Origin of the sequence: Bradyrhizobium sp. JYMT SZCCT0180 (assembly GCF_018130165.1) — a bacterium.
Taxonomy (GTDB): domain Bacteria; phylum Pseudomonadota; class Alphaproteobacteria; order Rhizobiales; family Xanthobacteraceae; genus Bradyrhizobium.
Genome location: NZ_JAFCLZ010000013.1, coordinates 1 through 26,514, shown reverse-complemented (window position 1 = coordinate 26,514; position 26,514 = coordinate 1). Strand labels below are relative to the sequence as shown.

Genomic DNA, 26,514 nt, shown 5'->3' with positions numbered 1-26,514 from the left:
TCTTGATGGTCATAACACCGTCGCGCGGTTCTCTTGCGGCTCGTCGAAAGCGATTTGGAGCAACGTCAGCAGTCGCCAGCCATATCCTCGTGAGCGCTGCGCATCGGTGGGAACACCTCGAACTTGAAGGCATAGCGCTCCAGCGCCGCTCGCAGGGCCTCAGTCCTTTCGCCGGCGCGGACGCGCACGACCTGTCCCAGCCGGGGACTGCGTTCGAATGTCAAGTCGACGATGGTTGCACCCACATTCTGCGCCTCGCCGCGAACAGCAGCCTCGATCTCGCGTTGCTGAAGGGCCGGCTTGAAGATCTTGCCAATCCCGGTCAACGGCAGCGACGGCATGATCTTCACGAGCTTTGGGATCGCCGCCCGCTCGTGAACGTGGGCCGCGGCGAAATCCATCAGTTCCTGCTCGCTGACGGCAACGCCGGGTTTGGGCTGTACATAGGCAACCGGGACCTCGCCGGCATAGGCGTCGGGGCTGCCGACGGCAGCCGCCATCGCCACCGCTGGGTGTTTCGACAGCGCATCCTCGATCAGCTTCGGATCGATGTTGTGCCCGCCCCTGATGATCAGCTCCTTACGCCGGCCGGCCAGCCAGAAATAACCCAAATCATCCTGTCGCCCGAGATCGCCGGTGTTGAGCCAGCGCGAGCCTTCAATATCGATCCACAGATCGGCGTTCTGCTGCGGATCGAGGTAGCCCGCGAACACGTTGGGCCCGGTGATGGCGATCGTTCCGATCTCATCAACGTCCGCCATTCGCAGGAAGCGCCCGGCGTCATCAAGGATGACGACGCGCATCTGCTGGTATGGCAGGCGCAGGCCGATCGACCCGGCGCGGCGTTTACCCTCTGGCGGATTGAGGCAAGAAACGCAAGTGGCCTCGGTCAGCCCATAGCCCTCGACGATCTTGAGGCCTGTCTTCGCTTCGAACTCCTCGATTAGCTTGGCCGGCATCGGCGCCGCGCCGCAGATCGCGTATTCGAGGTTGGAGATGTCGTTGTCGCAAATCGGCACCTCGAGCAGGGCGGCATAGATCGTCGGCACACCGGAGAATGTCGCAATGCGATAGTGCGCCGCGATCTCCCAGAAGCGCGCGATCAGGTTCTTGCCGCGGTAGCCTTCGGGCGTGGCGAGCAGCACGTGATGGCCATGCATCCACGGCAACAAGCCGGTGGCGAGTTGCGCGTTGACGTGAAACAGCGGCAGGCCGCATAAATACGTCCGCGGCTCCTCGCGCTCGCCGAACACTTGCGCCGCGGCCCAGGCATCGAAGACCTCATTGCCGTGGGTACGCACCGCGATCTTTGGCGCGCCTGTCGTGCCACCGGTGCAGAGGTAAGACGAGACGGAATGTTCCGCGATCGTCCGCGGCGCGACCAGGCGATCGGCCGGCTGGGCCCGCATCGCCACGCGGAAATCCACGATGTCGAATTTGGCATCGGGCACGCTGGCCGCTGCGGCCGTCACCGCCGTCCCCCCGGCGGCTCCAAGAGAAGTCATAGCGTCGACCAGCGCGACCACACGAAGCTCGGAGAGCGCCGAAAGGTGCGGCGCAAGCTTGCTCCATAGCTCGGCGCCGGGAAACGGCGCGAGCGTCACCAGCACCCGCACCTTAGCCGCGCGAAGGATCTCCACGATCAGATCGGGCGCGAGCAGCGGATTGACCGCAAGCACCACCCCGGCCGCCTCACCGCCCCAGATCGTAAAGTGAGTTTCGGGCAGGTTCGGCAGCACATAGGCGACCGGACGATCCGCGCTGACGCCGAGGGCGTGAAGCGCGTTCGCGGACCGGGTGATCTCAGCCAGTAACTCCGCGTAGGTCCAGGTCGAAGCACGTTGATAGGTGTCCGCAGTCCAAAAGAACGACAGCGCCTTGCGGTCGGGCCAGCGCTGTGCGCTCGCCGTGAACACCTCGTAGGTTGTTCGCGGCAAGCCGCGCGTCGCAAGAGGCTGTGTCTCGATTCTCTGAATATCGGCAAGATCTCGCACTGGCATTGGACGCCTTCGCCTTCAATCGTGAGAGGGATGAGCTAACGCGGATTTAGTGCTGCCACTGACGGCCCCGGGCCGCTCCTGATGACGGGCGACGTTCGCGGATTTGCTGCCTATACCGGCCTGAATCGTGCGATCCCGTGCCCCTGTTCCTCGGCGGGCATGAAGGTAAGCGGCTGGTCGATGACGAGTTTCTCGGCATCCTCGACGACAATGTTGGTGATCATGCGCGGGCCCTCCACGAGTTCGACCACCGCCACGTTGTACGGCAGGCGGTCTTCGAACGCCGGATGAAACGCGCGATGGAATACCACCCAGCTGATCAGCTTGGCCTTGCCCGATGCATCGTGCCAGGCCCAGTCCGCTTCCAGACACTTGGGGCATTCGCCGCGTGCAGGCAGCCAATTGTTACCGCACTTGCGGCAATGCTGGAACGTGAGCTTGCCTTTCTTCAGCGCGTCCCAATAAGGCTTTGAGACTTCGTTGATGTCCGGGTCGGGAAGCATGGCTTTCGGTTTCGTCTGCACGGTCGTATTCATTGTCCCAAAATGAGTGCTGCGTGGGTGTGCATCACTCCTCCCTGGTTGGAAATGATGCAATGCTTTGCGTCTTTGACTTGCAACGCAGCGTCTCCGCGCATCTGCCGGACGCCCTCGTGGATCAGCTGCATGCCGGGCATGCCTGTCTCCGACAGGAGTCCGCCCGACGTGTTAATCGGCAGCTCGCCGCCGATCTCGATGTTGCCACCCTTCACGAAGTCGGCGATCTGGCCCTTCCTGGCGAAGCCGTAATCTTCTAGCGTCATCAATGCCGTGATGGTGAAACAGTCGTAGATTTGCGCGACGTTCATGTCTTTGGGTTTCAGGCCTGCCATTTTGAATGCGGTTTCGCCGGCGACTTTCGCCTGCGTCGAAGTCATGTCGGGCCGCTGCGTCACGTCCCAACCCGTCTGGCCAAAACCGAAGCCCAGGACGGGCACCGGTTTCGGCACGCCCATCTTCCTGGCCCGTTCCGTACTCATCACCACGACGGCGGCTGCGCCGTCCGAGACGAGTGTGCAATCGTCGCGGCCGAATGGCGCGACCATCGGCGGCATGTCCATGTACTCGTCGAGCGCGAGCGGCTTGCGCAACTGCGCATTCGGATTCTGCGCTCCATGGCGCCGGGCGGCCACAGCCACAGCGCCCAACGCCTCGCGCGGCGTGCCGAGCTCGCCCATGTGGCGGCGCGCGATCATCGCATAGGAAGACAATACCGCAAACCAGCCGTAGAGCGCGTCTTCGCCGCGCGGATGGCTGTAGCCTGCCGCGGATCCAGACTTCGGGTTGTCGGCAAAGGTGACCACGGCAATCTCGCACTGGCCGGCTTCGATCGCCATGATTGCCTGGGAGATCATGATGACGTTGGACGAGCCGCCCGAATCCCATACGCCGCCGATCCTCGGCTGGAGGCCGATCGCTTCGGCAATCCTCTGCCCGTACATCATTTCGAATTTGGAGGTCGGACACTTCACGTAAAGTGCGTCGACCGCGTCCTTCTCGATGCCGGCGTCGTTCAGTGCCTTGCGGATTGCCTCGACATTCATCGAGATCGTCGTGCGGCCTGGCAGCGTGCCGAATCTGGTTGCACCGATGCCGGCAATCACGGCTTTGCCGCTAAGATTTGTTCCCATTTCAGTTCCCCACGAAATTGGGTTTGCGTTTTTCGCGAAAAGCCTTCGGGCCCTCCTTCGCGTCCTCGGTCTCGCGCAGCAGCCGACCGATCAACTGCTCGATGCGCAGTCCCGTGTTAATGTCGGTGTCGCGCGAGCGGATCGCGAGTTCCTTCGCGGCCTGTACCGCGAGCGGCGCGTTGGCGGCGACGCGCGCAGCATATTCGCGCGCCGATTTCATCAGCTCGCTGTGTGGCACGACCTTGTTGATCAGGCCCCAGCGTTCGGCCGTTTTGGCGTCGATCGGATCGCCGGTCAGCAGCATCTCCATGCCGATGCACCAGGGCAACTGCTGCAGTGTGCGTTGTGTGCCGCCATTGCCCGCGATGATGCCCCGCTTGACCTCCGATAAGCTGAACGTCGCGTGCTCCGAGGCGACGCGCATGTCGGTCGCAAACAGCATGGTCATGCCGCCGCCCAGGCAGAAGCCGTTCACCGCGGCGATGATCGGTTTCCAAACTTCCAGCCCGCGATTGAGCAACTGATCCTTCTGCGTCAACCACACGTCGGACCAGTTCTGTGTCATGGTCAGGACGCTCTTGATGTCGGCGCCGGCGCTGAAGGCCTTGTCCCCTGCCCCGGTGAGAATCGCGCAGCGGATCTGCGGATCGTCGCGCACGGTCTGCCACGCCTTCGAGATCGCCGCGTAGTGCTCGGCGTCGAGGGCGTTATGCACCTCGGCGCGGTTGATGATGACGGTGGCGACGCCGTCCTTATCGACTTCAAGATCAATAGACATGATTCGTCCTCTCGCTTTCCGGCGCTCTCGTCACGGAGCTACTCGAATTCCTCCGGCAGCGCCCATGCCCGAAAAGGCACTCCCGCTGCTCTGTTATGTCCTACGTTTCCGCTGTCTCGATGGTCCTGGTTTCACGGAGCCGGCCGATATCGGCCTCGCTCAGGCCTGCTTCGCGGAGGATTTCGGCAGTATGCTGTCCCAGCCGCGGCGGCGGCAGCCTGACTTTGCGCGTTACGTTCTCGAACTGGACCGGGTGCGCGATGGCCTTGTGACAGCCCAGCTGCGGATGATCGTAGTCCACGATGATGCCGCGCGCCTTGGTCTGGGGCTCATTCATGACGTCGGCTATCGTGTTCACCGGCGAGCAGGGAACGCCGATCTTCTGGAGCAGCACCAGCCACTCGGACCGAGTGCGCGTCGCCATGATGTCCTGAACGACTTCGATCGTGACTTCAAAATGAGCGACGCGGTCAGCGTTGGTCGCAAAGCGGAGGTCCGCGAGAAGATCCTCGCGTCCCACGAGCTTGCAGAAGCGCTCCCAGTGATTGTTGTTCGCGATCCCCAGGAGTATGAGGTCGTCGGACGCCTGGAAGACCTGATAGGGGCAGAGCGACTCGTGACCAGACCCGGATTTCGCGGGCAATTGGCCCCGTGCCCAGTAACTCTCCAGATTAAATCCGAGAAAGCCGACGGCGGTCTCGAACAACGACACCTCCAGGAAGCAGCCTTTCCCGGTCTTGCTGCGGTTGATCAGGGCGGCAAGGATACCGGATAGAGCATGCATGCCCGTGCCTTGGTCGATCGGCGACAACGGCACTCGGGTCGGCCCTGATCCGGGATGACCGGTCATGCTGAGAATGCCGCTGTAGGCCTGCAGGATCAGGTCGTATCCGCGCGCATCCTTCATTGGGCCGGACCGGCCGTAGCCTGAAACGCTGCAATAGATGATCTTCGGATTGATTGATCGAAGCGATTCGTAGTCGATTCCGAGCCGCTCGGTCACGCCGCCAGCGAAGCTCTCGATCACGACGTCAGCTTTCTCCACGAGCGACCTGACGATCGGTCGGCTCTCGGGATTTTTCAGATCGAGCGCCAGACTCCGCTTGTTCCGGTTCACGTTCAGGAAAACCGCTCCGAACCCCTCCCGGAAAGGCGGCCACTGTCGCGTGTCGTCGCCCTTGCCGACGGGTTCGACTTTTATGATCTCCGCACCCAGATCGCCAAGATACTGGGTGCACAGAGGACCGGCGAGGACCTGTGTGAAATCAAGCACGTGGGTACCTTCGAGCGGTTTCATGTCTACCTCCATCATGTTCTTATCGCCACCTGAGCAGGCGGTTCTCCAGCGAGCTCATCCCCGAGCTGATGCCGACGCCGATCATCGACAACAGGAAGATGATGCCGAACACCCCATTGGTCTTGAAGCTTGCGGCGAGCACCGACAGCGTCTGGCCGAGGCCGTGTTCGGAGGCGAATATCTCCGCACCGATCACGCCGAGCAGGGCGAAGACGAGGCCAAGCCGCAGGCCGTTGAAGATCACCGGCACGGCGCTCGGCAGCACGAACTTGCGGAAAATCTGGCTTTCGCTGGCGCCGAGCGTGCGGGCGAGCGTGATGTGATCGGGATTGACGCCGCGCCCGCCGGCCACGGTGCTGCTCAGCACGATGAAGAAGGTGAGGCTGAAACCGACAGCGACCTTCGAGCCGAGGCCCAGACCGAACCAGATGATGAACAGCGGGGCCAGCGCGATGCGCGGCATCGCGTTCAGCGCCGTGAAGATCGGGTTCAACACCGCTTCCGTCGATGGGCTCGTGACGAACAGCATGCCGACCAGCACGCCTGCGACACTGCCGAGCACGAAGGCGATCATGGTGCCGCCCATCGACCAATAGAAGTCGTTCAAAAGGCTCTGGGTGACGAACACCTCCTGCCAAAGATACTGCACGATGCCGGTCGGCTTGCCGATCAGGATCGGGTCGATCAGTTTCGAGTGCGCCGCCCACTCCCAGAAGACGAAGAACACGGCAAGAACAATCAGCCGCGCCGCCCAGATCTTTCCAGATCCCCACACGTGTTCGTCGGTCATTGGCTCAATCCCTCTTCCAGCTTGCTCCACACCTGGGCGTAAAGCTCGTGATAGTGTGGCTCCTTCTGCAGCGCGCGCACCGAGCGCGGTCGGCCGAGCGTGATCGGAACGTCGGCAATGATGCGCCCTGGCCGCGAGCTCATGACGATGACCCGATCCGACATCGACACTGCTTCTGACAGGTCGTGGGTGATGAACAGCACGGTGCGCCGCTCGCGCTGCCATAACGACAGCAGCACGTCTTCCAGCTGAAGTTTCGTCTGCGCATCGAGCGCGCCGAACGGCTCGTCCATCAACAGGATCGGCGAGTCCAGCGAGAAAGTGCGCGCGAGCGCCACGCGCTGGCGCATGCCTTGCGACAGCGCCTTGGGATAGGCGTTCTCGAAACCTTTCAGGCCGACCTTTTCCAGCAGGTCGAGTGCTCGGGCACGGCGCTTCTCGACCGGAACACCGCGGACCTCGGTGCCGAGTTCGGCGTTGCCGAGCGCCGTGCGCCATGGCGCCAGCGCGTCGCGCGCCAACATGTAGGCGACGTCGTGGCTGCCCGTGACCGGCGGCTTGCCGTTCACGAGCAGAGTGCCGCGTCCCGCGCCCGACGGCAGAAGGCCGGCGGCGAAGTTCAACAGCGTGGTCTTGCCGCAGCCCGAGGGGCCAACGATCGAGACGAATTCGCCAGGAGCGATGTTCAGCGAGAATTCCGACACCGCCGTCAGCTTGGCGGCTTCGAACGCCACCGACACCTTGTCGAAGACGATCGAGCCCGGCGCTGGCTTTGCTGCGGTACCGGCGCTGGTTTTCATCTGCGTTGTGTTCATGGCCATATTCATGGTTTGACCTTTCACCCGAGCCGCTTCAAGGCGTCTGTGGCGCCTTGTCCCAGAGCACCCGCTTGGCCTCGACCTTCACGTCGATGATCTTGTTCTCGAGGCTGAAGTCCATGATCTCCTGCAGCGCCGAGACCTTGACTTTCAGGTCCTTGCTGTAGGCGGGGATTACGCTCTTGATCCAGTTCCTTCGAATTTCGTCGGCACCCGCCATGTCGCCGAAGGAGATGATCGGCGTGTAGATCTTGACGAGCTCGTCGAAATTCTTCGGATCGTTGAACCAGACGGCCGCGTCCGTCATCGCCGCGTAGAACGCTTCCACCAGCTTCGGGTTGCTCTCCACCATCTCCTTGCGCGCAGCGACGATGATATTGGCGCCGACCGTTGCTTCCAGCGACTTCGGACCTTCGCCGATTGTCATGTCGATCACCGTCTCGCAGGTCTTAGTGAATTGACAGATCTGAGTCAGCGGCTGGTACATGATCGTCGCATCGATCTGTTTGCCGATCGCAAGCGCGGTGTAGGCCGTGTTCGGAGCGCCCACCGCAACATATGTCACGTCGTCCGGCTTCAGGCCGGCCTCCCTGAGCATGGCGTTGAAATACTTCTCGTTCGAGCTTCCGCGCGCGGCGACGCCGATTCGCTTGCCCTTGAAGTCGTTCATGATCGCCGGATAGCCCTTGCCGCGGCTGGGCATCGGCACGTCATTGCGGACGCTGATCGAGAGCACGTTAGCCGGCAGGACGGTGCCGACAATGACGACTTCGGCGCCTGCGGTCACCGCCGCGCCGACGAGATCCGCGGCGCCGTGCGTGAAGTCGATGGTCTTGCCGACCAGCGCCTGCAGGCCGAGCGAGGTCGAATTGAGTATCTTGATCTCGCACTTGAAATTGTACTTCTCGCAGAAGCCTTTCTCCTTGGCGATGAGCGCATGCATGTTGCCGGTCGTGCTTGCGTAGTTCTGGATGCCGACCGTTTCGCCGTTGGCGCGCGGCGTTTGTGCCGCAGCCTGGCCTGAGATAGCGGCAAGTGCGATAGCTGACGCGGTGCACAAATTGAATCTGAATGACTGGCTTTTCATTTCTTTCCTCCGATGCGTTGTTATGACTGCCTGCTTCAGATGAACTGGTTCACCTCGAGCATGTTTGCGGAGGGATCCTGGAGATAGATCTGATACATCCTGTCCATCGCATACACTTTGGCGTCAGATATGAGCACGCCGTCCCGTTCCAGGCGGGCCTTTACGGCATGCACATCGCGCACCGAGAATGCCGGGTGTCCGCCGACTGTCGGGTTGTGCTCGAGGCTGTACCGGCTGGGGAAGCGTGGGTCGGCGCGAACGATGTGTATGCCGCGGTTGAAGTCGCCAAGGGACAAGAGCGAAACCATCGACGGATCCACGACGACGTCACCAGCAGCAGCCGGAGCTTGCCAGCGACCTTCGGTCATACCGGCGATTTCGACGTAGAATGCGGCGGCTTCTCGCACGTCGCAGGCCTCTAGATTGACATGATGGATCCCCCAGCCCCAGTCGTGCACCAAAGACTGAATGGCTTGGTCTGTTGGCCCACCCGTCGATCTCTGACAGAAGGCCACGACATTCATCGCCGGATCGATCGTGTAAATGGCGGATGCGTCAAAGTCGCCAGGCAGGGCATCCACGTAAGGTATCGCCGCCTTGTCCAGTCGGCTCGCGATTCCGTTCAAGTCGTCCGTGTCGAAAGCGACATGGCGCGTGCCTGCCGATCCGTGCAATTCCGACGCAGTTCTATTGAGCAGCCTCGGCGGCTTTCTGATTCGCAGGCCCCGACTGCCGCTGCCGAAAGCGATGGTCTGATCGGCGACTTTAACGGGTCGGCCTAGCCCGATATGGGATTCAAAGAATTTCTGTGCCTCCGCCAGATCGTGCGTTGCAAGGGACACCCGATGGATCGCTGAAATCGTCACTGCAACTCCTCCTGACCAATTTTTTGATGTAGCTTTGGACTGATGCCATCCCCGCCAGAGTCAGCGGCCGGAAGCGACAACAGTAAGTTCTGGTTGGATCGTCGGCGCGACTTGCCCTGCTGGTGAACCGGTCCAGCCAGCCTGGAAAGCGACGTGCCGAGGTGATCTGCGGCCATTGATCCCCAAAAGCAGACCGGCAGCCAGTGGCTTGACGCATCGTTCCGCTGTATGGAACGAGGGAAACGCGCGGCTTAAGGGCTAAACAGCGTTATTGAGGAGGACCACATGACTTCCGGATCCCCCGTCGAGGCGGTTCGACGCGCCTTCGCGCTTTTGGAAGAGCTCAACCGCCAGCGAATCAACAGTGTGCAACATCTGCACAAGGCAACCGCTCTTCCGAAGTCGACCATCGTACGCCTGCTGGAGACTCTTCGGTTGCTCGGCTACGTGGCGAACGATCCACGACAGGGCGGCTATCAGGTCACCTCGGGGGTTCGCACACTAAGCTCAGGCTTCCATGGTGATCCGCTGGTGGTCGAGGCCGCTCGTTCCTGGGCGATCGAATTCACCCGCCGGCACAAGCTTCCGATTGGCATTGCCGTGTTCGATCGGGACGCCATGGTTGTGCGGTTCTCGACAACGCGGGAAAGCCCGATGTCGCCATTTCACGCGACCGTTAATATGAGGCTGCCGCTTCTGACGCGTGCGATGGGCCGCGCCTATATCGCGTTCTGTCCCGCAGCGGAGCGCAAATACATTCTTGGTGTACTCGCTCGCTCGGGTCATCCCGAGGATCGCGCCGCACGCGACCCGGAGGAGGTTCGCGAAATCATTGCGCGCGTGCGGCGCAACGGCTTCGCGGAACGATCGCCTGATGTCCAACCGAAGTCAGCGAACACCTTCAGTGTTCCCATACGCCACGGGCGCAAGGTTCTTGCCACCCTCGGAGTGAGTTACTTCATTTCGGCAATGCCGAAGACGAAGGCCATAGCATCTTACGTCCCTCCGCTTTTGGATCTGGCCAAGAAGATCGAAAAGAGCGTAGCGGATCTCACAAAAGTACCGTAAGCAATTGTCTGCGCTGAAGGAGCTAGGCGCCTGCAAGAGCAAGAGACCGAATTGCGTTAGATGTCGGAGGCCATGCTTGGGCGAGCCGAGCATTTACATGGTCCCACCAAGACACGCAGAAACTAAGCGAACTATTTCGCGAGAGCGGTAGAGCCGATCCTGCGAGAACGCCGCTCAATCTTATTGCGTGTGCTGCGACCTCTCCGACTGCCGTCGCTCTTGCCGCGCGACTTGCGGGTCTCGTTCGCCTAGCCAATCACTGCGTCCTGGTTCAATCCGACTCGCTGGCGTGGTGAAAGCCGGGTGCCCTGATCTCCTGCAACTCGCGTTCCGTGAATGGAAAGGTCACGACAAAGGATGTACCTTGATCATCAAACCAATGACCTATCCGGCCACCCAGGCTTCTGGCAAAACTGTGCGCGATCCTAAAGTCGCGCGCTGGCCTTGCTCTCGCCGTTCCCGGCCCGTTGTCCGAAACCGCGCAATGAACGAAGCTGCCTTCCCATGTCAGCTCAATACTTATCTTGCCCTCTCGAGGGCCGAAGAAGCAAGCGTGACGCACTGCGTTTGTTACAAGCTCTTTGGTGAGCAGCCCCAGTAGCCAGCAACGCTCGGCTTCGAGTGGCAAAGTATCCGCTGATATGATCAGATAGATCTTCATTCGATGCAGTCTGGACAGATTGACTGCCCAACCGATGTTGCAGAGGTACTCCGCAGCATCGACCAATTTGTCGCGATCCGGCATGGCCAACAACACTTGGGCATGCCGGAGCTCGACCAAGTCATTCGGTGCCGTCTTGACATCGGGACTTTCTGTCCGGACGGCTGGGGTAGAGACGAGATTGATCGCGGCAAACTGGTCTGCGACGGTTCTCACGAAGGACACCCCTTTCGAATTCGAGTGTGGGAGAGGAGATCGCTGCCAGTAGGTTCTTATCATCGTGGACTGGAAATCGATTGGACGAAGATACTGTTCACTAAGCGTTGGCTTAGCGCCGGCAAGCGAGTCTGAACTGAGCAGTCCGACGAGGGTCAGACGTCGGGACGAAAACGAAGATCTCGTCCTGCGTGTGCTCGTGCGTCGGCGGCGGGCGCTCGCTCCGAGCCTGGTTCCAAAGTGATGTGTATCCTTATCGGTCGCGGGATGGCTGTCTGCGTACGAACGGCCGCTTTGCGCCAGAAGCTGCCGTTGGTCGGCTCAAGATCCGTCCTCCAACACCCCGGACTCCCATGCCGCAATGTGGTATGCTTCGACCTGGATTAGCGTGGTCCTGAAGCCTCCTTGGAGGGTTGCATGAGACGGCGCGATTTCATCAGTCTTCTTGGCGGTGCGGCGGTGGCATGGCCGCTCGCTGCGGCGGCATTAGATGTCGAGCACGGCAATCCGCTATTCTGCGTCGCGCCATGACCGCTAAGGGTCATTCGCGACGTTTTGGCCGGACCACGACGACTTCCGCTCTACCCCGGTGAACGGACATTCTCAGGATAGGCGGGCATGTCTTGCCGGCGAACTCATCGATTTGCAGGTGGACGGCAGCGACATTGTCCTGCACTTCTGCGTCCCAAATGAGATTGTTCAAGCGACACTTACATTCAACTCCGACGGGTCGATTCGGCGCAGTCGGTGCGGTCCGTTCAACAATTAGGACGCGGCCGCCTTACCTGCTCCTTAGAAGCGTCCTAGTAGCGCCGACCACGGTGACGATCTCGGTGACGCGGCACAGGTGCCATGGCCATTGAGGATCCGAACGTTCCCGACGGATCTGTAAAGGCATTCGTCGGCTGGAAGAACAGCGGCATGGCTGCCGCAGCTGCGGGGCGTTGACGACCTCGACCCGCGACGACGGTCTCACCCGATCCCACTTGCATGACAGTCGCGGTCACGTTGCGATGGGTACAGCGACAGCCGAGCGCGTTTGCGGCCGCGGGTGATAGATCAAGAAACGCGCCGGTGAACGGGCCGCGATCGGTCACCGTGACCTGGATCGACCGGCCGCCGCTCTGGACCGTCAGCACCGTGCCGAAAGGCAGCGTCCGATGTGCCGCCGTCATTCCGGCACAGTTGAACACCGCCCCGGAAGCCGTGCGGCGTCCGCACAGCCGGTCGCTTCCGCCATAGTAGGTAGCAGTGCCGGAGAGACGATGCGCCTCGGCCGCGGAGCAGAGGGAAAGGAGAATGATAGCGGTCGCGACAATGCTTTTCATACTAAACACTCGGGTCTTGTGGCGGCCACGACGCCATCACGGTGCCTGCTTAGCTGGCCGCGGTCTTCAGGCAATGCTGGGACGGTTGAAACGTTCCAAGGACCAATACGGGGCTGAACAAACGCATGCTCGAGCGCGAGAACATGCGGCAATAACCGGTACCGGTGGCCTTCAATCCCGACATACCGCCCCCGGCCCTCACCCCCTCCGCTCGCGCGCCCCTGCGTTCTCATTGACCGACATGAAGAACCGCAGGAACTGAACAAATGTCCAGAAGTTGATGGTTTGAGATCAACCGACCTGAGATGCTGCATGGGTGCGCGCAACTGGATTATTGGATTGATTGTCAGCCTCGTCCCGATGGCAGCCTTTGCGGACAGCACGCAGTGGCGGCAATTTGCTATCCCGAGTACCGGCGCTAAAGTAGATATCCCGGTGAGTATTTTCACCGAGGATGCGGGAGCGCCAGAGGGCGGCCCGGGGCGGCGCTTTTTCACAAGCGACCGCCGAGCAGATTTGACTCTGCAGTCAGTTCCCAATCCTGAGAACGACTCGCCTGCCACTTTTCTTGCAAAGCAGAGGCCTCCTGCTGACATTCAGTACAAACGAGTGACACCGCGTTTCTTTGCAGTGTCCAGCATTCGCAATGGGCGAACCTGGTACAACCGCTGCAACCGGGTAAACGAATACATGAATTGCGTCCTAATAAATTATCCAGCCGCGGAAGACCGTCAGTGGGATTCGGTCGTCACTCGGATCAGCCTGTCGCTCGGAAACTAGCAGGCCTAAGATCTAGCGCGAGAATGTGGGTCAGTAACCGGTACCGGTACCTGACAATGGCTATCGTTACAAAGCCGTTTGCGATGGAAGGCCTGGCGGCCCACGTGAAGGAACTTCTGCTGCGTTAGATTTCCTAAAGGCAGCCCTCTGACCATTTGTGCTCGTTGAGGCGGCAACGCGGACACTCCCTCGCCCAGTCTAGCTACAGAAACGGATACGATTGAGAATGACGAGCCCAACAAGCTACTCAGTATTACTCGTTGAAGACGAAGTAATGATCCGGATGATGGTGGCCGACATGCTCGAAGAGCTCGGCCACACGGTAGCGGGCGAACCGGGTGAGATTAGCCAAGGTATCCAGCTCGTCCAATCGATAGAGTTTGATCTAGCTATCGTCGATGTGAACCTCAATGGTCAGATGATTACGCCAGTAGCCGACGTCATCAAAGCAAATAGGCGTCCGTTTATTTTCGCCACCGGTTACGGCGCGGCCGGCGTCCCGGACGGCTACCGTGATCAACCAACCCTCCAAAAAGCCTTTCACGATAGAAAAGCTCGCCGAAATGATAGACGAAGTGCTGAAGGACCCTGTCCGCTAGGTGCGTCTTGGACAAACTGCTGCTACTTCCCCGTCAGTCCCGATATCATCGGACTTCGTCTACACGGCTGACACCTCGGGGCCCAAGCTGTCGCCACGCGAAAGCTTGACTGAACGTTAGAGTTCAAAGGCTCCAAGCCATAAAACTTCGTATCGCGGATCCCCACACCGTTTAACTCAGGATTTGGAACCCTTACCACTTTTTCCCGTTGTCGAGGTATTCCACTCCTCGCTCGTGTCAAAAACATGAAGGACTTTGCGGACGCGTCATTCTCTCCGGAAGCGATCCAGGTGATGGATATCGCGCTTCAGGATGCCGTCAACGCACTTCCGGAGCCGGTCAGTTCACACACCATCCATCGGTTGGCGGAAACAATCCTTCGACTCGCCCGGGATGGCGAATGCGATCCACTCGCTTTGCAGCGGTTAGCGTTGCTTGAGCTCCAGATCGGCCCGGACAGTTGACGCTGGCGGAGGGCACCTTGAACCATCTTTGGGATAGTATCAGGCGCCAGATTGCCAGTGCTCGCCATCCAACAATGATTTTGGCCGCGATAGCGACATTCCTGGCTTGGGTGGTCACAGATCTGCTCAAAGCTACTTTTGGCTAACGGCTACTTTTCGCGCAATTCTCGAGGTCCGCGGTAACGGGGGTCCTTTAGTTGAGCACTGAACGCCCCAGCGCCAGTCTGACCGAGCCGAACACGACGTCGCACCGATCCATCCGAAGGCCGTACCGGCAAGATCGGTGGGCCAGCTCCGGCAGCTTGATACCGCAGCCCACATGAACGAGTGGTCTTGCGCCGGGCTCTAGTTCGGAAGTTCGGCTCCAACTGATTCCGAAGTTTTCAATTAATTCGGACCATCCGCCTCCCGTCAGCGGTAGGAGGTGTATCATGCGCAATCACGACTTCGTCGTCTGACGGTTTCTCGCGCTAATCGCAACCGTTTGTGCTCAGGTTGGCTCGTGCTCGCGTTCAGCTAGGCGCTCAATCGTGTGCACGAGGGAACCTAGCTTCCTATGCGGCCGCGATTGAACTGGCTGACGTGCTTGTTAAAAAGCGGCCCCAGCGCGGGGAAGCAACTGGGGCCGTGATGACCTAATGCGTCACATATGTTGACCTGAAAAATTGCAAGCGTCTGTACACTTGTGAACGCAAACCCGGTTGCGTAGCGCTGGCGGACGGAACGGCCCCCCGGTGGCCGAGCAGGAACTGGATGTCACTTTCACGTTTTTTGAACAGGAGAAGACCCGCACTCTCGGCCTTAAGAGATGAAGCTTTCGCCGGCAACGAAGCGCGCTCGCCGGCGATTTCCCTTTATTCCTCACAATTGGGTCTATCCCGCCCTTTAACCGCCAGAATCCATGCTGAGGCTACCCGCTGATACCGGTCTAGGGCAGCAGATGATCAGGACGATCTGGCTTGCGATTGCATTAGCGCTGGTCAGCGCCTTGACTGTCGGCAAGGCGGTTAGGACGCCTGCCGGCCTCGCGGCCGCTGAGATATCACCAGACGCATCGACGGTCGGCGTTGCTGACGCTGAACACGCGCTCAGCAAGGCGGATCGACTTGAGATTAACTACGTGCGTCAGGAAGCCTCGCCCCAAGCTGTCTTGCAGCCAATCGAGCCAACCACCCCTGTCGTAATTCCACCCAGCCCGCCGGTGGAAACCAAGATCATAAGCCGACACTGGCGCGATCCTCATGCCTTTTCACCTTCGCCCAAAGATTCGCAACGGAGCGAATTCAGAAAGACGAGAAAGAACGTCGACCGCAAACGAAATCAAGCTATGGATCGATCCAAACCATCTGATCCCGTGAAGCCTTGCAGCCGGCCTGGTCCGGTTGGCGATCTGTTAAGAGCTGTAAATTTGTCGCCCGCTTGCGCATCGTAGATTTTCAATCTGTTGCATTCACTGCCATTCGCCAACCGGATTTTCTGGCGAATTATCAAGATTGGTGCGTGCGGTACGGCCTCCAGCAGGCCCATCATCTGAGCTGATTGCCTATTCGATTGCTTTGGGCCATGTGGCGCGTTCCGGTGCCGTTCACGCCTCGGTGACCGTTCATGACAAGTACGCGTCCGGCTCGGGCCGACTCTCGAGCAATTCCGGCCGCGGTACGTGGAACGGCTATTCTGGAAGTGCCCGTTGCTCGGGATACTGGACCGCTCAGCGGAACTAGCGCCTTGCCGCCGATGGTTCACGCTGTGATTAGCCGCAAATACTGGAGATTGGCGAAATGACTGCTCTTGCCGCACTTGAGACTTCGGCCGGCTTCTCCGACGATGCCATTCAGACGCTTTCCGCGTCCTTCACGCGGCTTTTGGCGGACATGTTCGCTCTCTACCTCAAGACAAAGAATTTTCATTGGCACATTTCGGGTCCGCATTTTCGCGACTACCATCTGCTGCTGGACGATCAGGGTGAGCAGATTTTCGCGACGACGGACGCGATCGCCGAGCGGGTCAGAAAGATAGGCGGCACCACGATTAGATCGATTGGCCATATTGCGAGATGCCAGCGTCTGCGCGACAACGATGAGGCCGACGTCCGACCCGCCGACATGCTGGAAGAACTGCGCAAGGACAACGAGTTTCTCGTGACAAACATGCGTGAGACACACGCGCTCTGCGATAAGAATGGCGATCTTGCCGGCGCGAGCCTTCTCGAGAATTGGATCGACGAAGGCGAACAGAGGGTCTGGTTTCTGTTCGAGACGACCAAGTACGGCGGCTGAGCTCCATCGCATATGGACAAAACGACCGCTCCCCGAAGGCAGCGGGTGTGACCGCAAACTCACAACTAGTTGAGAAGGAATCACGCTCTGATATAGCGGAAGCTGCTTCTGCCGATCCGCGCCGAACGGATTCCGTGTCGTATTGACATGCAAGGGTTGAAGCACGACGCCAGATCCCAGCTGACGTGCTACTTAAATCCAAGTATGTATTCTTTGCCCGATCTGACGGTAACGCCTAGGCCTGCTCGAGAGGCGATACGAATCCCATTTGCGATCAGCAGCGACCGGTTCTGGCACATCGGCGCGACGATCGACCGCTTTGCGCCACAAGCGGCCGATCAGAAACGGCCGCTTGGGCGAGATCAAAGGTCAAGCGGTTTTGACGTTCGTCCCCGTTGGAAGTTCGCCTGAAGAGACGGCCACCTTTATGACGCAGGAAAGCGACAACTGGCGCCAGGTCATCTCGGCGTCAGGGATGAAGTCGGAGTAATTTTGGTCCAGTCGGTCGAGCCGCAGAGATCGGGGGCAACGCGTGTGGCTCCGCGTTATTTGGCGCTGATCGAAAAACGAGGAAACCTGCCCGTTGCCTGGAGATACGTAAGATGAAGCGCTTCAAAAGCTCGCAACTCGGGCGAGCTGTCTCCGAAACGTGAGAGCGAGGCAGTTTGGGGTCTCGACGGTCGAACTTTCTACATCGCGGTGCGGACATTCAGACATGGGACACTAATGCCAGCGGACCGCGATCTTGTCGTTGCCGATTACGTCAGGCGCTTCATCCACGGCGAACTGAGCAACCTAGAGCCCACGTGATCTACAAAGCGCGCGTTGGTTTCATGGCCAAGTTGACGACGCCGCGGGGCAGGACGGAGATGTTCTCGGCGCTAGTCCCTCAGCTCAGAACGCTGGATACAGGGAGTTCCCCGATCAACGGGTTCATTTGAACCTCAGTCGCCGATTGGACTTGGCCCCGGGAATCACCGAAAGTGACTGTCCGCTCACGACAATGAGCCCCGTACGGAATGGCTCGGCCCAGCAAAAAGATGCCTGCAAAGCTTGCTCGTCACGCACGATGGCTGGCTGCCAATGTAAGGCAGCTTAGGCAAGATGCCGGTTTATCCCAGCAAGACCTCGCCGAGGCGGCCGAAATCAGACAAGCGTTGATCAGCGAGATAGAACGAGGCGAGGCAAATCCTACCCTCGAGTCGCTCGTGAAATTGGCTGAAGCGCTGAAAGTGGACCTAGCCAGGCTGTTCGATAGTGGCCGGTAATCCGGCCTAATCTTTAGCCGGCCGCCCCCCGCTACCGATCGAGCCGCCCTTGAGCGAGTGGTCACGCAGTCGGTTGTCGGCCCAACTCCCACTATCGCTGGTTCTACCTCACGACGTGGGCACCTCTACTCACAGGCCTCGTTGCCGATGCAGGGTCGCCCCTAGAAAGATCCTTGACATCTTACGATCTATACGTTATAACGTATTGAACTGCTCGACGCACCCTAACGTCACACGATGAGAGAAACATGCAGATCGACCCGGCCTTTGGATTGCTGACGACGGACGAAGCCATCTCGCGCGCGACCAAGCAGGTCGTTGCCAGCGCCCTCGGCTCGGCCGGTGTGTGGTGCCATTTGAATCCACGCCCGCCGCCGGAATTGCTTTTTTCAATTACCTAACATTAGAAAGACGGCGTTCCGCCAAATCTGATGGTCATTTCTCGGATAATAAATAAGAACTATAACTCCTCGCGCATGAAACGGAGCTGCCTCCAAACGCAACGGCCGATATCCGCCAGCCTCGATATCGCTATTCACACCACTTCCCGGTGCTATGCTATTAGTAAGCAACGCAAACTTATATCGCTGGGAAATCACCTCGAGGTAAGCGGCAATGAGTTTATTGGGAAGATGCTGCAACATTTCCTTTGCGATGAGCAAGTCGCCACCCGGCAACGAGTCAAAGTTTCTGGAAAGCTGAAAGCTAATATTATCGGCAGCATATCGTTTATTATTTTCATCTATCAGCGACTGAACAACATCGAGACCAGTATATCGCACCGATGACCAATTTATATAACGGGAAAACTGCCAGTCGCCGCATCCTAGATCGGTCACAGTCCTTACTTCATTTTCCTGGATAAATCTTTCCAAGAATGAGCGATATTCAATCGTACTGCTGGGAGAGATCTGGGACCAGAACCTCCAGCGGTCATCGTTGAAGACTGCCTCGAACGCACTAGCGACGTTTCTTGCACTTCAACACCTCCTCTATGCACAGTTCGACAGGCATTAATTCTTCACGGCGCTTGCTGAACTTGACTTTTTCTCTCAGTTAAGCTTCCGCAAGTTCGGCATTCGCTCCCTCAATTCCCCGATGTCCCGCCGCTCCATTGCCTAGATAACGTCCAAGCATCACTTGCGCCTGGCCATGGCCTAGTTCCGACGCGGCGCGAAACCAACTCTCCTGCGGCAATTGCGACCGACCGGCAGACGTGGTCGCCGCCGTACATCGCCCCCTCTGCAAAAATTCCGCCGTCATGCCCTGGGGCTGCGGGCTGCTCACACAGCTTTTGCCCGCAGCGAGAGCGGCAGAGCCACCGCGCCCGTTGACCGGCATTCCGCCAAGGGAACTTGAGCGTCTGGATCTCGCCTCTGCGGCGCGTTTGAACCATTCGCGCGCCCCCTCCAAGTCTGCCGTCATACCACGCCCTCCACTCGGAGGCGGCCTAACATGAATCGCCGCTGACACAACTCAAATTTGGTTGCAAGCCCCCCGCTGCGATGGCACGGTTAGCATTGATGAGCCTTTCGACTGCCCCGCACGCATCGATGGCAAACACAACATTTGAGCATTGACGGGCTGACTGGCCCGAGGAGCTTAACGCGTTGCCCTAGGTTCCCTGACCAAGACGGACTCTAGGATCATGATCATCCTAGTCTCGGCATGCGTGCTACGGCTGTTAGCGGCGGGCAGCTCCGTTCCAACGGAAGACGACAGGCAACGAATGGAAGCTAACGCGCGATTTGCGTCCCAGAAAACATAGAAGGGATCGCCGCACAGGAAGGTGTGTTGTTAATGACCATGAAGTCGATTGGCCTTTGCATGATTGTCAAGAACGAGGCAAGCGTCATTGTCCGCTGCCTCGACAGTGTACGACCGATTATCGATTTTGTCTTGATTGAGGACACAGGCTCGACCGACGGAACGCAGGAAATCATCCGAAATTGGCTCACTAAGAATTGTATTGCCGGTACCGTCGTCGAAGAACCATGGCATGATTTTGCGTACAATCGGTCCCATGCGCTGACCTGCCTTCGAAAAACCGAGCATATCGACTACGCGTTCATCATCGATGCCGACGATACGCTCACCCTCGATCCCGGGTTCGACGTCGCCGCATTCAAGACCACTATGGAAGCGGACTTCTATGATGTCCCGATCAATCACGGTGCAATGAGGCATTACCGACCGCAAATCTGCAGCAACAGGAAAGACTTTTATTTCCGCGGTGTCTTGCATGAATTTCTGGAAATCCCAGCCGGATCTCATAGCCGTGAGACCGCCTCAGGGTTTGCCATCCAGATCCACGGTGGCGGCGCGCGTAGTCAGGATCCGCAGAAATTCCGAAAAGACGCCGAGCTGTTAGAACGAGCATTGCAAAACGAGACTGACGCGTTTCTCCGCTCCCGCTACACATTTTATCTCGCTCAGAGTTATCGCGATTTCGGCGAGAAACAGAAAGCGCTCGACCTATATCTGTCTCGAGCGGAGATGGGCTTTTGGCAGGAAGAGATCTACGTAGCGCTATTGGGCGCAGCACGTCTGAAAGAGGAGCTCGAATTTCCTGAGGACGATATCATTGCTGCGTATCAGCAAGCCACTGAATCGCAGTCTGCAAGAACGGAAGCATTGCACGGTGCGAGCCGTTACTGTCGGTACAAAGGCAAAAACCAATTAGGAGCCGAAATCGCTCGTCGCGGGATAGACTTGCCGTTACCTCCTGGCGCCCTCTTCTCTGAAGGCTGGATCTATGAATGGGGCCTTCTCGACGAACATGCCATCAACGCCTATTGGGCTGGCGATTACCACAGCTGCATCGCCGATTGTCTGCGCATTCTCGAACACGCGAAAATAGATGAAGCCACGAGAAAGCGCATCATAGCTAACGCCCGTTTCGCGCTGGACAAGCTTCGGGAAGTCAAACCTTCGTCGTTTGTTGATGCGGGCACGGCGCCATTCGCGACAACGTCTCCCCCAAAAGTCCTAATCGCAATTCTGGCAAAGAGTAAGGCCGGCCATTTGCCTTTGTTTCTCGAGTGCATCGAGGCGCTGGACTACCCGCCGGAATATATCTCGCTGCACATCAGGACAAACAACAATAAAGATGCGACCGCAGATATCCTGCGCGATTGGGTGGCTCGGGTTGGCGCGCGCTACGGGCATGTTGAGTTCGACGACAGCGACGTCGCGGAGCGCGTTCAAGACTTCGACGACCACGAATGGAACGCCACGCGCTTTTCGGTTTTAGGCCGAATCCGCCAGCACAGCATGGACCAAGCCTTAGCGCTGGGATGCAACTTCTATTTCGTCGTCGACGTCGACAATTACCTGCGTCCCCTCACCTTACGGAATCTAGTCAACCTTAACCTGCCGATCGTAGCGCCGCTACTTAGATGCGTCGATATCGACAGACCCAACTATTCCAACTATCACCACATCGTCGATGCGAACGGGTATTTTCTAGACAGCGTCGAGTACCACAAAATTCTCGAGCGCGCCTCACCGGGTCTCCATGAGGTTGCGCTCGTCCACTGCACCTATCTCGTCCGTGCCGATACGATACCTCGCCTCACTTACGATGATGCGTCGTGCCGCTATGAATATGTGATTTTTTCCGCCAGCGCGCGAAAAGAGGCCATACCGCAGGTGCTCGACACCCGCGAAGTCTATGGATGGCTGACCTTCGGCTCCGATGGTGAAGCAATAAGGCCCCTGCTGGCGGCCGAGTTTGCCGACGCAGCCGCTTCATCTCCGAGGGCATCAGCCCCGCATACTTCTTGCGCCAGTTAAACCTCACCTCCCTGATCGCGGCCTTGCGACAGACTTCCGCAACTGCCGAGCCATCCTCAGCTTGCTTCAAAACGAATGCGATCTCTGAAAACTTTGATGCCATGACGAATCAAGCCTATCCGAAGCTAAAGGCGTACGTGTGCATGCCTCCGTAGCAATTTCTGAGAACCGGCATGAGACATCAAACACTCGTCTGGATCCGTAAGCGCAAGTGATCCGTTCGCTGAATAGCGCCCAGATCAAGGCGGCTCGGGCACTTGTCCGATGCGCGCGGAATCTCGCACAGGAGTCGTCAGAGTCATTGCAACGATCCGCTGAGCCGAGTTGACTGAGGGCGAGACTTGCATGAAAGCGGCGAACGATCTCGTCGACCAGAACGGCGGTGCTTCCGAGTGCCGCGAAAAGAAGAATGATGGATCGCGCCGCTTCGGCTGGCCCGGCTAAATTTTGTCGGAAGCCGTAGATCAACTTCGCTGGGCATGACAGGAAGAGAAAAGCGAGATTCCGCTCGCCATCGTTGCCATTGAGCGGTTGCGCGCGCTGGGCCGAGACGAGCGAACGTGCCGTCTGCGAAAAGGCGTATCCATCGGATAAGGCGAAAGCGGATGAGACAGGCTTAAAAAGCAGATGCACGCGCGAATTAGGGTTGGCTTTTAGGGATCGAATACCATGAACTTTTCGAGTCCTGTCAGCTCAAGCCAACCGATCTTTCCAGCTGACTGGGCAACTCCGCCGAGGCCTTCAAGTCCTTGCAGCTTGCCTTCCAGGCCTCGAAATACTGCTCCAACGAAAGCGCGCTGCGGCCTTCCCATCTGTTCAGCGCCCCGAGGGCTTCCACGCCAGCCGGGTTGCGCTCATACTCTGCGAGGATACTGAGAGACGCCGCCTGCGCGAAGGCGTTCAAACCGGGCTGTGCTTCCATCGCGGCACGATGTTGCTTAAACCAAATGCGCAGGTCTTTTGGATTACCCTGTTCGATTGCAAGCTTGCCGTAGCGCTCGATGATGTTCTGCCGGTAGGTGGCCACGGCTGCCCCAAATCCGCTATCGTCCTTGAATGGCGGATCCTTTGACCAACTATCCGCCAAAAGCGCCAGGCCGCGCAGCGAGAATGCCTCGACCAGGGCCTCTTCCAACCATTGGCTGGGCGGCGCCGGTTTTGCGTCCGGTCGCCAGGAGTTGGCTGTCACGTGGCCGAGCTCGTGGCCGAACTGATATGCAAGCCTAGACCAGTCCCGCTCGCCGATAGCGACAATGATCCAACCCGTGGTGGTTCCATCCGGATGCAGCCAGATGGCGGGACCGCCTGAAGTGCGCTCCTCAACCCGCAGGCGATCCGGCTGGTCGTCCGAGACAAGCCGCAAACCATCAAAGCAAGCCGAACGCATCCGCTGAACCACATGCATAGCAGCGTCGGGGATCATGTGCCCCCAATCACCAGCGAGCTCGATGGGGGCGACAAGGAGGGACGGGTGAGCCGACGACATTTGCTTAAATCCCCGCAGTTGTTACCGCTCGCTCGCATGCAACTTTTTAAGCCGTACGACCTATGATGCGATCTGTCGACTAGGAAAGTCGGATCCAAGTCCTTCCTGAAGCCAGCCTTTCGAAGCAATCGTTTTTTAGCGTAGGGGTGTTGGCGTTAGACGGCGCATGTCGCGACGCCACAGGCGGTTCGCCTAGACACGCACCCCGGGACTCTTCTGTCAGGGTTCATCGGTAGACATCGGATCGGTGCAAAGAAACCGAAAGCCCCCAAGGAAAAAATCATAGTCCCCCGATTTGTTGGGAGCATCAAGAGGCGTCGGGAACAGTTCGTTCGACAGCTCGAACCTTCCAAGATCTCGACGAGCGAAGCAAAGTTCCAATACATCTGGCACAGGAATACCGTGGATCACACACAGAGGGCCCCAGTTGTTGCCATGAACGTGGACACAGGCATGCGTCGCCTCCATCCGGGCAAAAATCCGATGTGCGCGGTCGAGCCAGGCAGGCTCCTCCAAACGTCTAAGGTAATGAACCTCAATCACAATCTGACTGAATTGGCTTAGAGTATCACTGCCGAGGGTGTCCAAAATGTTCCACTCTGCTCCCTCGATATCCATTTTCAGAATTATGTCGCTGCGCGCCGCGTGCCCATTGGCGTGGATAGCCGAGGGAAGTGAGATCATTCCTGCCCCGTCAGCGGCGGCGAGCCCGGTCTTGTGAAAGCGAAAGTTGGGATGCTCAGCGGGCGGTCCATCGACAGTGTGATCGTACTGAAAAACCAGCAACCCTCGTTCTGCCATCGCCAGATCCCAACTCACATCGCCCCCTATGCCGATTGAGTAAGCGATTTGACAGCCGTGCAATGCATTGAGCATGACATATCCGCCATCGGCGGCCGCACCTGCACGAAATTTGGCCAGCCCCTGCACGGAATGCGGACGCAAACAGTGCAAGGCCCGGCGAATAGCCTGTGTCACGTCGCGCCTCCATCACCATGGAGGGCAGTTTTGGCAGGCCATTCGAGTTGATAGACGCGAAATCTTCTGTAATTTTCTACATGTCCATTCGCTGATAGGGGATCTTGATCGAGCCAGCCTGTTACCATGTACGGCACTTCGTCCGTCGGCCGGTTGTACAAATACATCGGAAAAAGATGGTGGCTAAAATACATTGCCAACACGAGTCGTCATTTTTTCGGCAACGTTCATTAGCTGCAGTAAGAGCCAAATAGGCTGGGAATCTTTCCCGATACAGTCCGGTGGGTAGAGAACCCCGCCACAACGGTCAAACATCGTAACCTCAGCTTCGCCGAACCAGAAATTCACCGTCCCATCTGGTTTAAGCTTGCCCCCGTAGCGCGGCAGGATAGGCGCAGTCATCGACAACCGACCAGATATAAGTTTCTTGATCGGCCGTGTATCGCAGCAGAGTCGGCGCGATCTTCGCAACGGGCCCATAATCTTCCGTACGATAGATTATTACCCGTTCAAGTCCAGTGAGCCAGTCCGGAGTTTCATAGGTTTGGCCAGTGCACTGGCAGATATGAGGAATGTTCAACTCGATGGGTGCGACCGGAACGGTTTGAATTACAACCGCCTCCATGACCGGACGAATGCAGCCGATCCTTGATGGAATGGTCGTCATCGACGCGACGATTCTTGGGAAACTCGTCATGGTCCGCGCGCTCCGAACATTTAATTAGATTCCATTCACCAAGCCTCCAACTCTCGGGCCCGCAGCAGGTCCGCACGCCGCGGCTTCGGATCTTTCCGCGACGATGGACGATGGTGGAGAAGCTGTGCCTATTGCACACGGAAAGCAAGACCTCAAAGCAGGTGGAATGACATGGCATGCGCATGAGAGTGGTTATTGGATTGCACGCTCGCTACATCTCCATGACCGCCGTCATTCCCAACAACCCGTCACGCGCCCTAAAATATCCGCTCGACAAGCACCTCTATGTCCACGCCATCTGTTGAATGCTGCATCTCAAAGATCAAGCAGTTCAGGCGTGTCGCAACACGCTTCGAAAAGACCGCCCGAAATTACCTTGCCGTCGTCACACTCTCAGCTTCGTCTTATGGACGCGATAAGTGTCCACCGGACCTAAGGCACCGCGCAAGGATCGAGAATTTAAGCCGGCCCATTTCAATTCCCGTGCTTTGAAGTGGCGGACCAATAATGAGAGGGTGACTTAGTCCCGCAAGAAAAGCCCATCCTGGGTGCGGCCGCGAGGACGCTGCTGGCCACGTCCCCTCTCTATTGACCAAGTTCAGCTTAGCGCGGTTCGTCCCGGCGTGTGCGTCTCGCTTCTTATCGCCCGGCTTCAGTAATGTTGCGCCCCATTGATCCAAACCAATTCGGGACGCCCACCGACTGGGCTGGTCGAGGCCGTCGTGACCTCTAAGGCCCGGATCGAAGCTGCTCTCGTCTTCTTTGATCGACGTCGGCCCGTCTTCGAGCGCTCATCAATCCTATCTGGAAACGGAAAGCGCGGCGCCGTGCGACGCCGCGCTAGTCGTTTGCGGAAGAGCGCAGCCGCTTCAGCCGCGCTCCTCTGATGGTCATACCTGTCGACTAGCCGTTCGGCTTGAACACGCCTTCGACAGTCTTTGGCCCATGCGGATCGTCGAGAGACAGTCCGCCTTTGACCTTCGACCCTGGCTCGGGCGTTTGACCGCCCGCGCCTGTGTGGCCAGTTCCTGTCGCGCCGCCCGCCGAGAAGTCATGCGGCTGCAGGTCCTGCACCCCACCGAGGATAGCGCGCGTGGGCGGCGCCTTCGGCCCGTGGGCAATGTTGCCCTGCGCGCCGCTGATGAAGGTCATCTGCCCAGAGCCGCCAGTGGAGACATCGGCAGGACTGATGCCGACTTTGGTCGACTTTTGGTGGCCTGGGTTGCTCGGATCGGTACCAGAGGGTCCAGTTTCGCCTCCCTCCGGGCCGTTGCCAAGGCCGTTGTTATTGTGCTGCCGCGGACCCGTAGCTCCACCGTTTGGACCTGTCGAGCCGGTGGCACCTGTCGAGCCGGTGGCACCCGTCGCGCCAGTGGCACCCGTTGAGCCGGTCGCACCTGTCGAGCCGGTGGCACCTGTCACGCCAGTCGAGCCGGTCGCACCGGTGGCTCCAGTCAGACCTGTGGCGCCGGTGGCTCCAGTCAGACCGGTCGCACCCGTGGCTCCAGTCAGACCTGTGGCGCCGGTGGCTCCAGTCAGACCGGTCGCACCCGTGGCTCCAGTCAGACCTGTGGCGCCGGTGGCTCCAGTCAG

At 58.7% G+C, this 26,514-nt stretch carries 23 protein-coding genes and 4 pseudogenes; 10 read left to right on the top strand and 17 right to left on the bottom strand.

What is annotated here, in order from left to right:
* Nucleotides 1-65 precede the first annotated feature (65 nt).
* From JQ641_RS19590 to JQ641_RS38740, 9 genes are all read right to left on the bottom strand, one after another.
* A complete protein-coding gene (locus JQ641_RS19590; protein WP_211997619.1) occupies nt 66-2,000 on the bottom strand; it encodes an acyl-CoA synthetase in 1,935 nt (644 codons plus the stop codon).
* 110 nt (nt 2,001-2,110) lie between these two features.
* Nucleotides 2,111-2,524 (bottom strand): Zn-ribbon domain-containing OB-fold protein, encoded by a 414-nt coding sequence (locus JQ641_RS19585; protein WP_211997618.1) that lies wholly within the window; start codon nt 2,522-2,524, stop codon nt 2,111-2,113.
* An 8-nt stretch (nt 2,525-2,532) separates the two neighbouring features.
* Nucleotides 2,533-3,642, bottom strand: coding sequence for a thiolase family protein (locus JQ641_RS19580; RefSeq protein WP_349628590.1), 1,110 nt, complete (start codon nt 3,640-3,642; stop codon nt 2,533-2,535).
* Nucleotides 3,643-3,670: 28 nt separating this feature from the next.
* On the bottom strand, nt 3,671-4,447 hold the full coding sequence (locus JQ641_RS19575) for an enoyl-CoA hydratase/isomerase family protein (protein ID WP_211997616.1): 777 nt from the start codon (nt 4,445-4,447) through the stop codon (nt 3,671-3,673).
* Between the two features lie 100 nt (nt 4,448-4,547).
* On the bottom strand, nt 4,548-5,744 hold the full coding sequence (locus JQ641_RS19570) for a CaiB/BaiF CoA transferase family protein (RefSeq protein WP_211997615.1): 1,197 nt from the start codon (nt 5,742-5,744) through the stop codon (nt 4,548-4,550).
* A 19-nt stretch (nt 5,745-5,763) separates the two neighbouring features.
* Nucleotides 5,764-6,534 carry an ABC transporter permease gene (locus tag JQ641_RS19565; protein ID WP_211997614.1) on the bottom strand — a complete coding sequence of 257 codons (771 nt, stop codon included), beginning with the start codon at nt 6,532-6,534 and terminating at the stop codon, nt 5,764-5,766.
* Nucleotides 6,531-7,349, bottom strand: coding sequence for an ABC transporter ATP-binding protein (locus JQ641_RS19560; protein WP_249150553.1), 819 nt, complete (start codon nt 7,347-7,349; stop codon nt 6,531-6,533). The genes JQ641_RS19565 and JQ641_RS19560 overlap by 4 nt, the downstream gene beginning before the upstream one ends.
* Before the next feature lie 37 nt (nt 7,350-7,386).
* The gene (locus JQ641_RS19555) at nt 7,387-8,439 is read right to left on the bottom strand and encodes an ABC transporter substrate-binding protein (protein WP_211997612.1); all 1,053 of its coding nucleotides are present in this window, start codon (nt 8,437-8,439) and stop codon (nt 7,387-7,389) included.
* Nucleotides 8,440-8,474: 35 nt separating this feature from the next.
* A complete protein-coding gene (locus JQ641_RS38740; protein ID WP_211997611.1) occupies nt 8,475-9,305 on the bottom strand; it encodes a VOC family protein in 831 nt (276 codons plus the stop codon).
* Between the two features lie 285 nt (nt 9,306-9,590).
* Between JQ641_RS38740 and JQ641_RS19545 the strand changes: the two genes are divergently transcribed.
* Complete coding sequence (locus JQ641_RS19545) at nt 9,591-10,373, top strand: DNA-binding transcriptional regulator (protein ID WP_211997610.1); 783 nt, start codon at nt 9,591-9,593, stop codon at nt 10,371-10,373.
* A 271-nt stretch (nt 10,374-10,644) separates the two neighbouring features.
* Here JQ641_RS19545 and JQ641_RS38735 read toward each other — a convergent pair whose 3' ends face one another.
* Together JQ641_RS38735 and JQ641_RS38495 are read right to left on the bottom strand one after the other, a co-directional pair.
* A complete protein-coding gene (locus JQ641_RS38735; RefSeq protein WP_211997609.1) occupies nt 10,645-11,250 on the bottom strand; it encodes an ATP-binding protein in 606 nt (201 codons plus the stop codon).
* Nucleotides 11,251-12,053: 803 nt separating this feature from the next.
* Nucleotides 12,054-12,578, bottom strand: coding sequence for a septal ring lytic transglycosylase RlpA family protein (locus tag JQ641_RS38495; RefSeq protein WP_211997608.1), 525 nt, complete (start codon nt 12,576-12,578; stop codon nt 12,054-12,056).
* Between the two features lie 312 nt (nt 12,579-12,890).
* Between JQ641_RS38495 and JQ641_RS19530 the strand changes: the two genes are divergently transcribed.
* The 7 genes and pseudogenes from JQ641_RS19530 (at nt 12,891) to JQ641_RS19500 (ending at nt 18,366) form a co-directional block, all read left to right on the top strand.
* Nucleotides 12,891-13,358 (top strand): hypothetical protein, encoded by a 468-nt coding sequence (locus JQ641_RS19530; protein ID WP_211997607.1) that lies wholly within the window; start codon nt 12,891-12,893, stop codon nt 13,356-13,358.
* Between the two features lie 226 nt (nt 13,359-13,584).
* Nucleotides 13,585-13,957 (top strand): annotated as a pseudogene (locus JQ641_RS19525) (response regulator).
* A 245-nt stretch (nt 13,958-14,202) separates the two neighbouring features.
* The gene (locus tag JQ641_RS19520) at nt 14,203-14,421 is read left to right on the top strand and encodes a hypothetical protein (protein ID WP_211997606.1); all 219 of its coding nucleotides are present in this window, start codon (nt 14,203-14,205) and stop codon (nt 14,419-14,421) included.
* 940 nt (nt 14,422-15,361) lie between these two features.
* Nucleotides 15,362-15,853, top strand: coding sequence for a hypothetical protein (locus tag JQ641_RS19515; RefSeq protein WP_211997605.1), 492 nt, complete (start codon nt 15,362-15,364; stop codon nt 15,851-15,853).
* A gap of 346 nt (nt 15,854-16,199) precedes the next feature.
* Nucleotides 16,200-16,697 carry a Dps family protein gene (locus JQ641_RS19510; protein ID WP_211997604.1) on the top strand — a complete coding sequence of 166 codons (498 nt, stop codon included), beginning with the start codon at nt 16,200-16,202 and terminating at the stop codon, nt 16,695-16,697.
* A gap of 1,019 nt (nt 16,698-17,716) precedes the next feature.
* Nucleotides 17,717-17,965 (top strand): helix-turn-helix domain-containing protein, encoded by a 249-nt coding sequence (locus JQ641_RS19505; protein WP_349628589.1) that lies wholly within the window; start codon nt 17,717-17,719, stop codon nt 17,963-17,965.
* A gap of 248 nt (nt 17,966-18,213) precedes the next feature.
* Nucleotides 18,214-18,366, top strand: coding sequence for a hypothetical protein (locus JQ641_RS19500; RefSeq protein WP_211997603.1), 153 nt, complete (start codon nt 18,214-18,216; stop codon nt 18,364-18,366).
* Here the strand turns inward: JQ641_RS19500 and JQ641_RS19495 are convergent.
* Nucleotides 18,355-18,840 (bottom strand): class I SAM-dependent methyltransferase, encoded by a 486-nt coding sequence (locus JQ641_RS19495; protein ID WP_211997602.1) that lies wholly within the window; start codon nt 18,838-18,840, stop codon nt 18,355-18,357. The genes JQ641_RS19500 and JQ641_RS19495 overlap by 12 nt on opposite strands.
* Before the next feature lie 925 nt (nt 18,841-19,765).
* On the opposite strand from JQ641_RS19495, the gene JQ641_RS19490 reads away from it, so the two are divergent.
* The gene (locus JQ641_RS19490) at nt 19,766-21,760 is read left to right on the top strand and encodes a glycosyltransferase family 2 protein (protein WP_211997601.1); all 1,995 of its coding nucleotides are present in this window, start codon (nt 19,766-19,768) and stop codon (nt 21,758-21,760) included.
* Here JQ641_RS19490 and JQ641_RS19485 read toward each other — a convergent pair.
* The 4 genes and pseudogenes from JQ641_RS19485 to JQ641_RS19470 form a co-directional block, all read right to left on the bottom strand.
* A pseudogene (locus tag JQ641_RS19485) lies at nt 21,705-21,863 on the bottom strand (IS3 family transposase); the annotation flags it as partial. The gene JQ641_RS19490 and the pseudogene JQ641_RS19485 sit on opposite strands and share 56 nt — an antisense overlap.
* A gap of 585 nt (nt 21,864-22,448) precedes the next feature.
* Nucleotides 22,449-23,246 (bottom strand): hypothetical protein, encoded by a 798-nt coding sequence (locus JQ641_RS19480; protein WP_211997600.1) that lies wholly within the window; start codon nt 23,244-23,246, stop codon nt 22,449-22,451.
* A 219-nt stretch (nt 23,247-23,465) separates the two neighbouring features.
* Nucleotides 23,466-24,224, bottom strand: a complete 759-nt coding sequence (locus tag JQ641_RS38730) for an FkbM family methyltransferase (protein WP_211997599.1) — start codon at nt 24,222-24,224, stop codon at nt 23,466-23,468.
* Between the two features lie 361 nt (nt 24,225-24,585).
* The gene (locus tag JQ641_RS19470) at nt 24,586-24,921 is read right to left on the bottom strand and encodes a hypothetical protein (RefSeq protein ID WP_211997598.1); all 336 of its coding nucleotides are present in this window, start codon (nt 24,919-24,921) and stop codon (nt 24,586-24,588) included.
* 227 nt (nt 24,922-25,148) lie between these two features.
* On the opposite strand from JQ641_RS19470, the pseudogene JQ641_RS19465 reads away from it, so the two are divergent.
* Nucleotides 25,149-25,340 (top strand): annotated as a pseudogene (locus JQ641_RS19465) (IS5/IS1182 family transposase); the annotation flags it as partial.
* A gap of 484 nt (nt 25,341-25,824) precedes the next feature.
* Here the strand turns inward: JQ641_RS19465 and JQ641_RS19460 are convergent.
* Nucleotides 25,825-26,514: pseudogene (locus JQ641_RS19460) on the bottom strand (hypothetical protein); the annotation flags it as partial.

Bases quoted from the DNA above. Each gene is read 5' to 3' on its own strand.
- JQ641_RS19590 (WP_211997619.1), bottom strand. From the start codon at position 2,000: ATGCCAGTGCGAGATCTTGCCGATATTCAGAGAATCGAGACACAGCCT.
- JQ641_RS19575 (WP_211997616.1), bottom strand. From the start codon at position 4,447: ATGTCTATTGATCTTGAAGTCGATAAGGACGGCGTCGCCACCGTCATC.
- JQ641_RS19570 (WP_211997615.1), bottom strand. From the start codon at position 5,744: ATGAAACCGCTCGAAGGTACCCACGTGCTTGATTTCACACAGGTCCTC.
- JQ641_RS19565 (WP_211997614.1), bottom strand. From the start codon at position 6,534: ATGACCGACGAACACGTGTGGGGATCTGGAAAGATCTGGGCGGCGCGG.
- JQ641_RS19560 (WP_249150553.1), bottom strand. From the start codon at position 7,349: ATGAACACAACGCAGATGAAAACCAGCGCCGGTACCGCAGCAAAGCCA.
- JQ641_RS19555 (WP_211997612.1), bottom strand. From the start codon at position 8,439: ATGAAAAGCCAGTCATTCAGATTCAATTTGTGCACCGCGTCAGCTATC.
- JQ641_RS19545 (WP_211997610.1), top strand. From the start codon at position 9,591: ATGACTTCCGGATCCCCCGTCGAGGCGGTTCGACGCGCCTTCGCGCTT.
- JQ641_RS38495 (WP_211997608.1), bottom strand. From the start codon at position 12,578: ATGAAAAGCATTGTCGCGACCGCTATCATTCTCCTTTCCCTCTGCTCC.
- JQ641_RS19530 (WP_211997607.1), top strand. From the start codon at position 12,891: ATGGGTGCGCGCAACTGGATTATTGGATTGATTGTCAGCCTCGTCCCG.
- JQ641_RS19520 (WP_211997606.1), top strand. From the start codon at position 14,203: ATGAAGGACTTTGCGGACGCGTCATTCTCTCCGGAAGCGATCCAGGTG.
- JQ641_RS19515 (WP_211997605.1), top strand. From the start codon at position 15,362: ATGATCAGGACGATCTGGCTTGCGATTGCATTAGCGCTGGTCAGCGCC.
- JQ641_RS19510 (WP_211997604.1), top strand. From the start codon at position 16,200: ATGACTGCTCTTGCCGCACTTGAGACTTCGGCCGGCTTCTCCGACGAT.
- JQ641_RS19505 (WP_349628589.1), top strand. From the start codon at position 17,717: ATGGCTCGGCCCAGCAAAAAGATGCCTGCAAAGCTTGCTCGTCACGCA.
- JQ641_RS19500 (WP_211997603.1), top strand. From the start codon at position 18,214: ATGCAGATCGACCCGGCCTTTGGATTGCTGACGACGGACGAAGCCATC.
- JQ641_RS19490 (WP_211997601.1), top strand. From the start codon at position 19,766: ATGACCATGAAGTCGATTGGCCTTTGCATGATTGTCAAGAACGAGGCA.
- JQ641_RS19480 (WP_211997600.1), bottom strand. From the start codon at position 23,246: ATGTCGTCGGCTCACCCGTCCCTCCTTGTCGCCCCCATCGAGCTCGCT.
- JQ641_RS19470 (WP_211997598.1), bottom strand. From the start codon at position 24,921: ATGACGAGTTTCCCAAGAATCGTCGCGTCGATGACGACCATTCCATCA.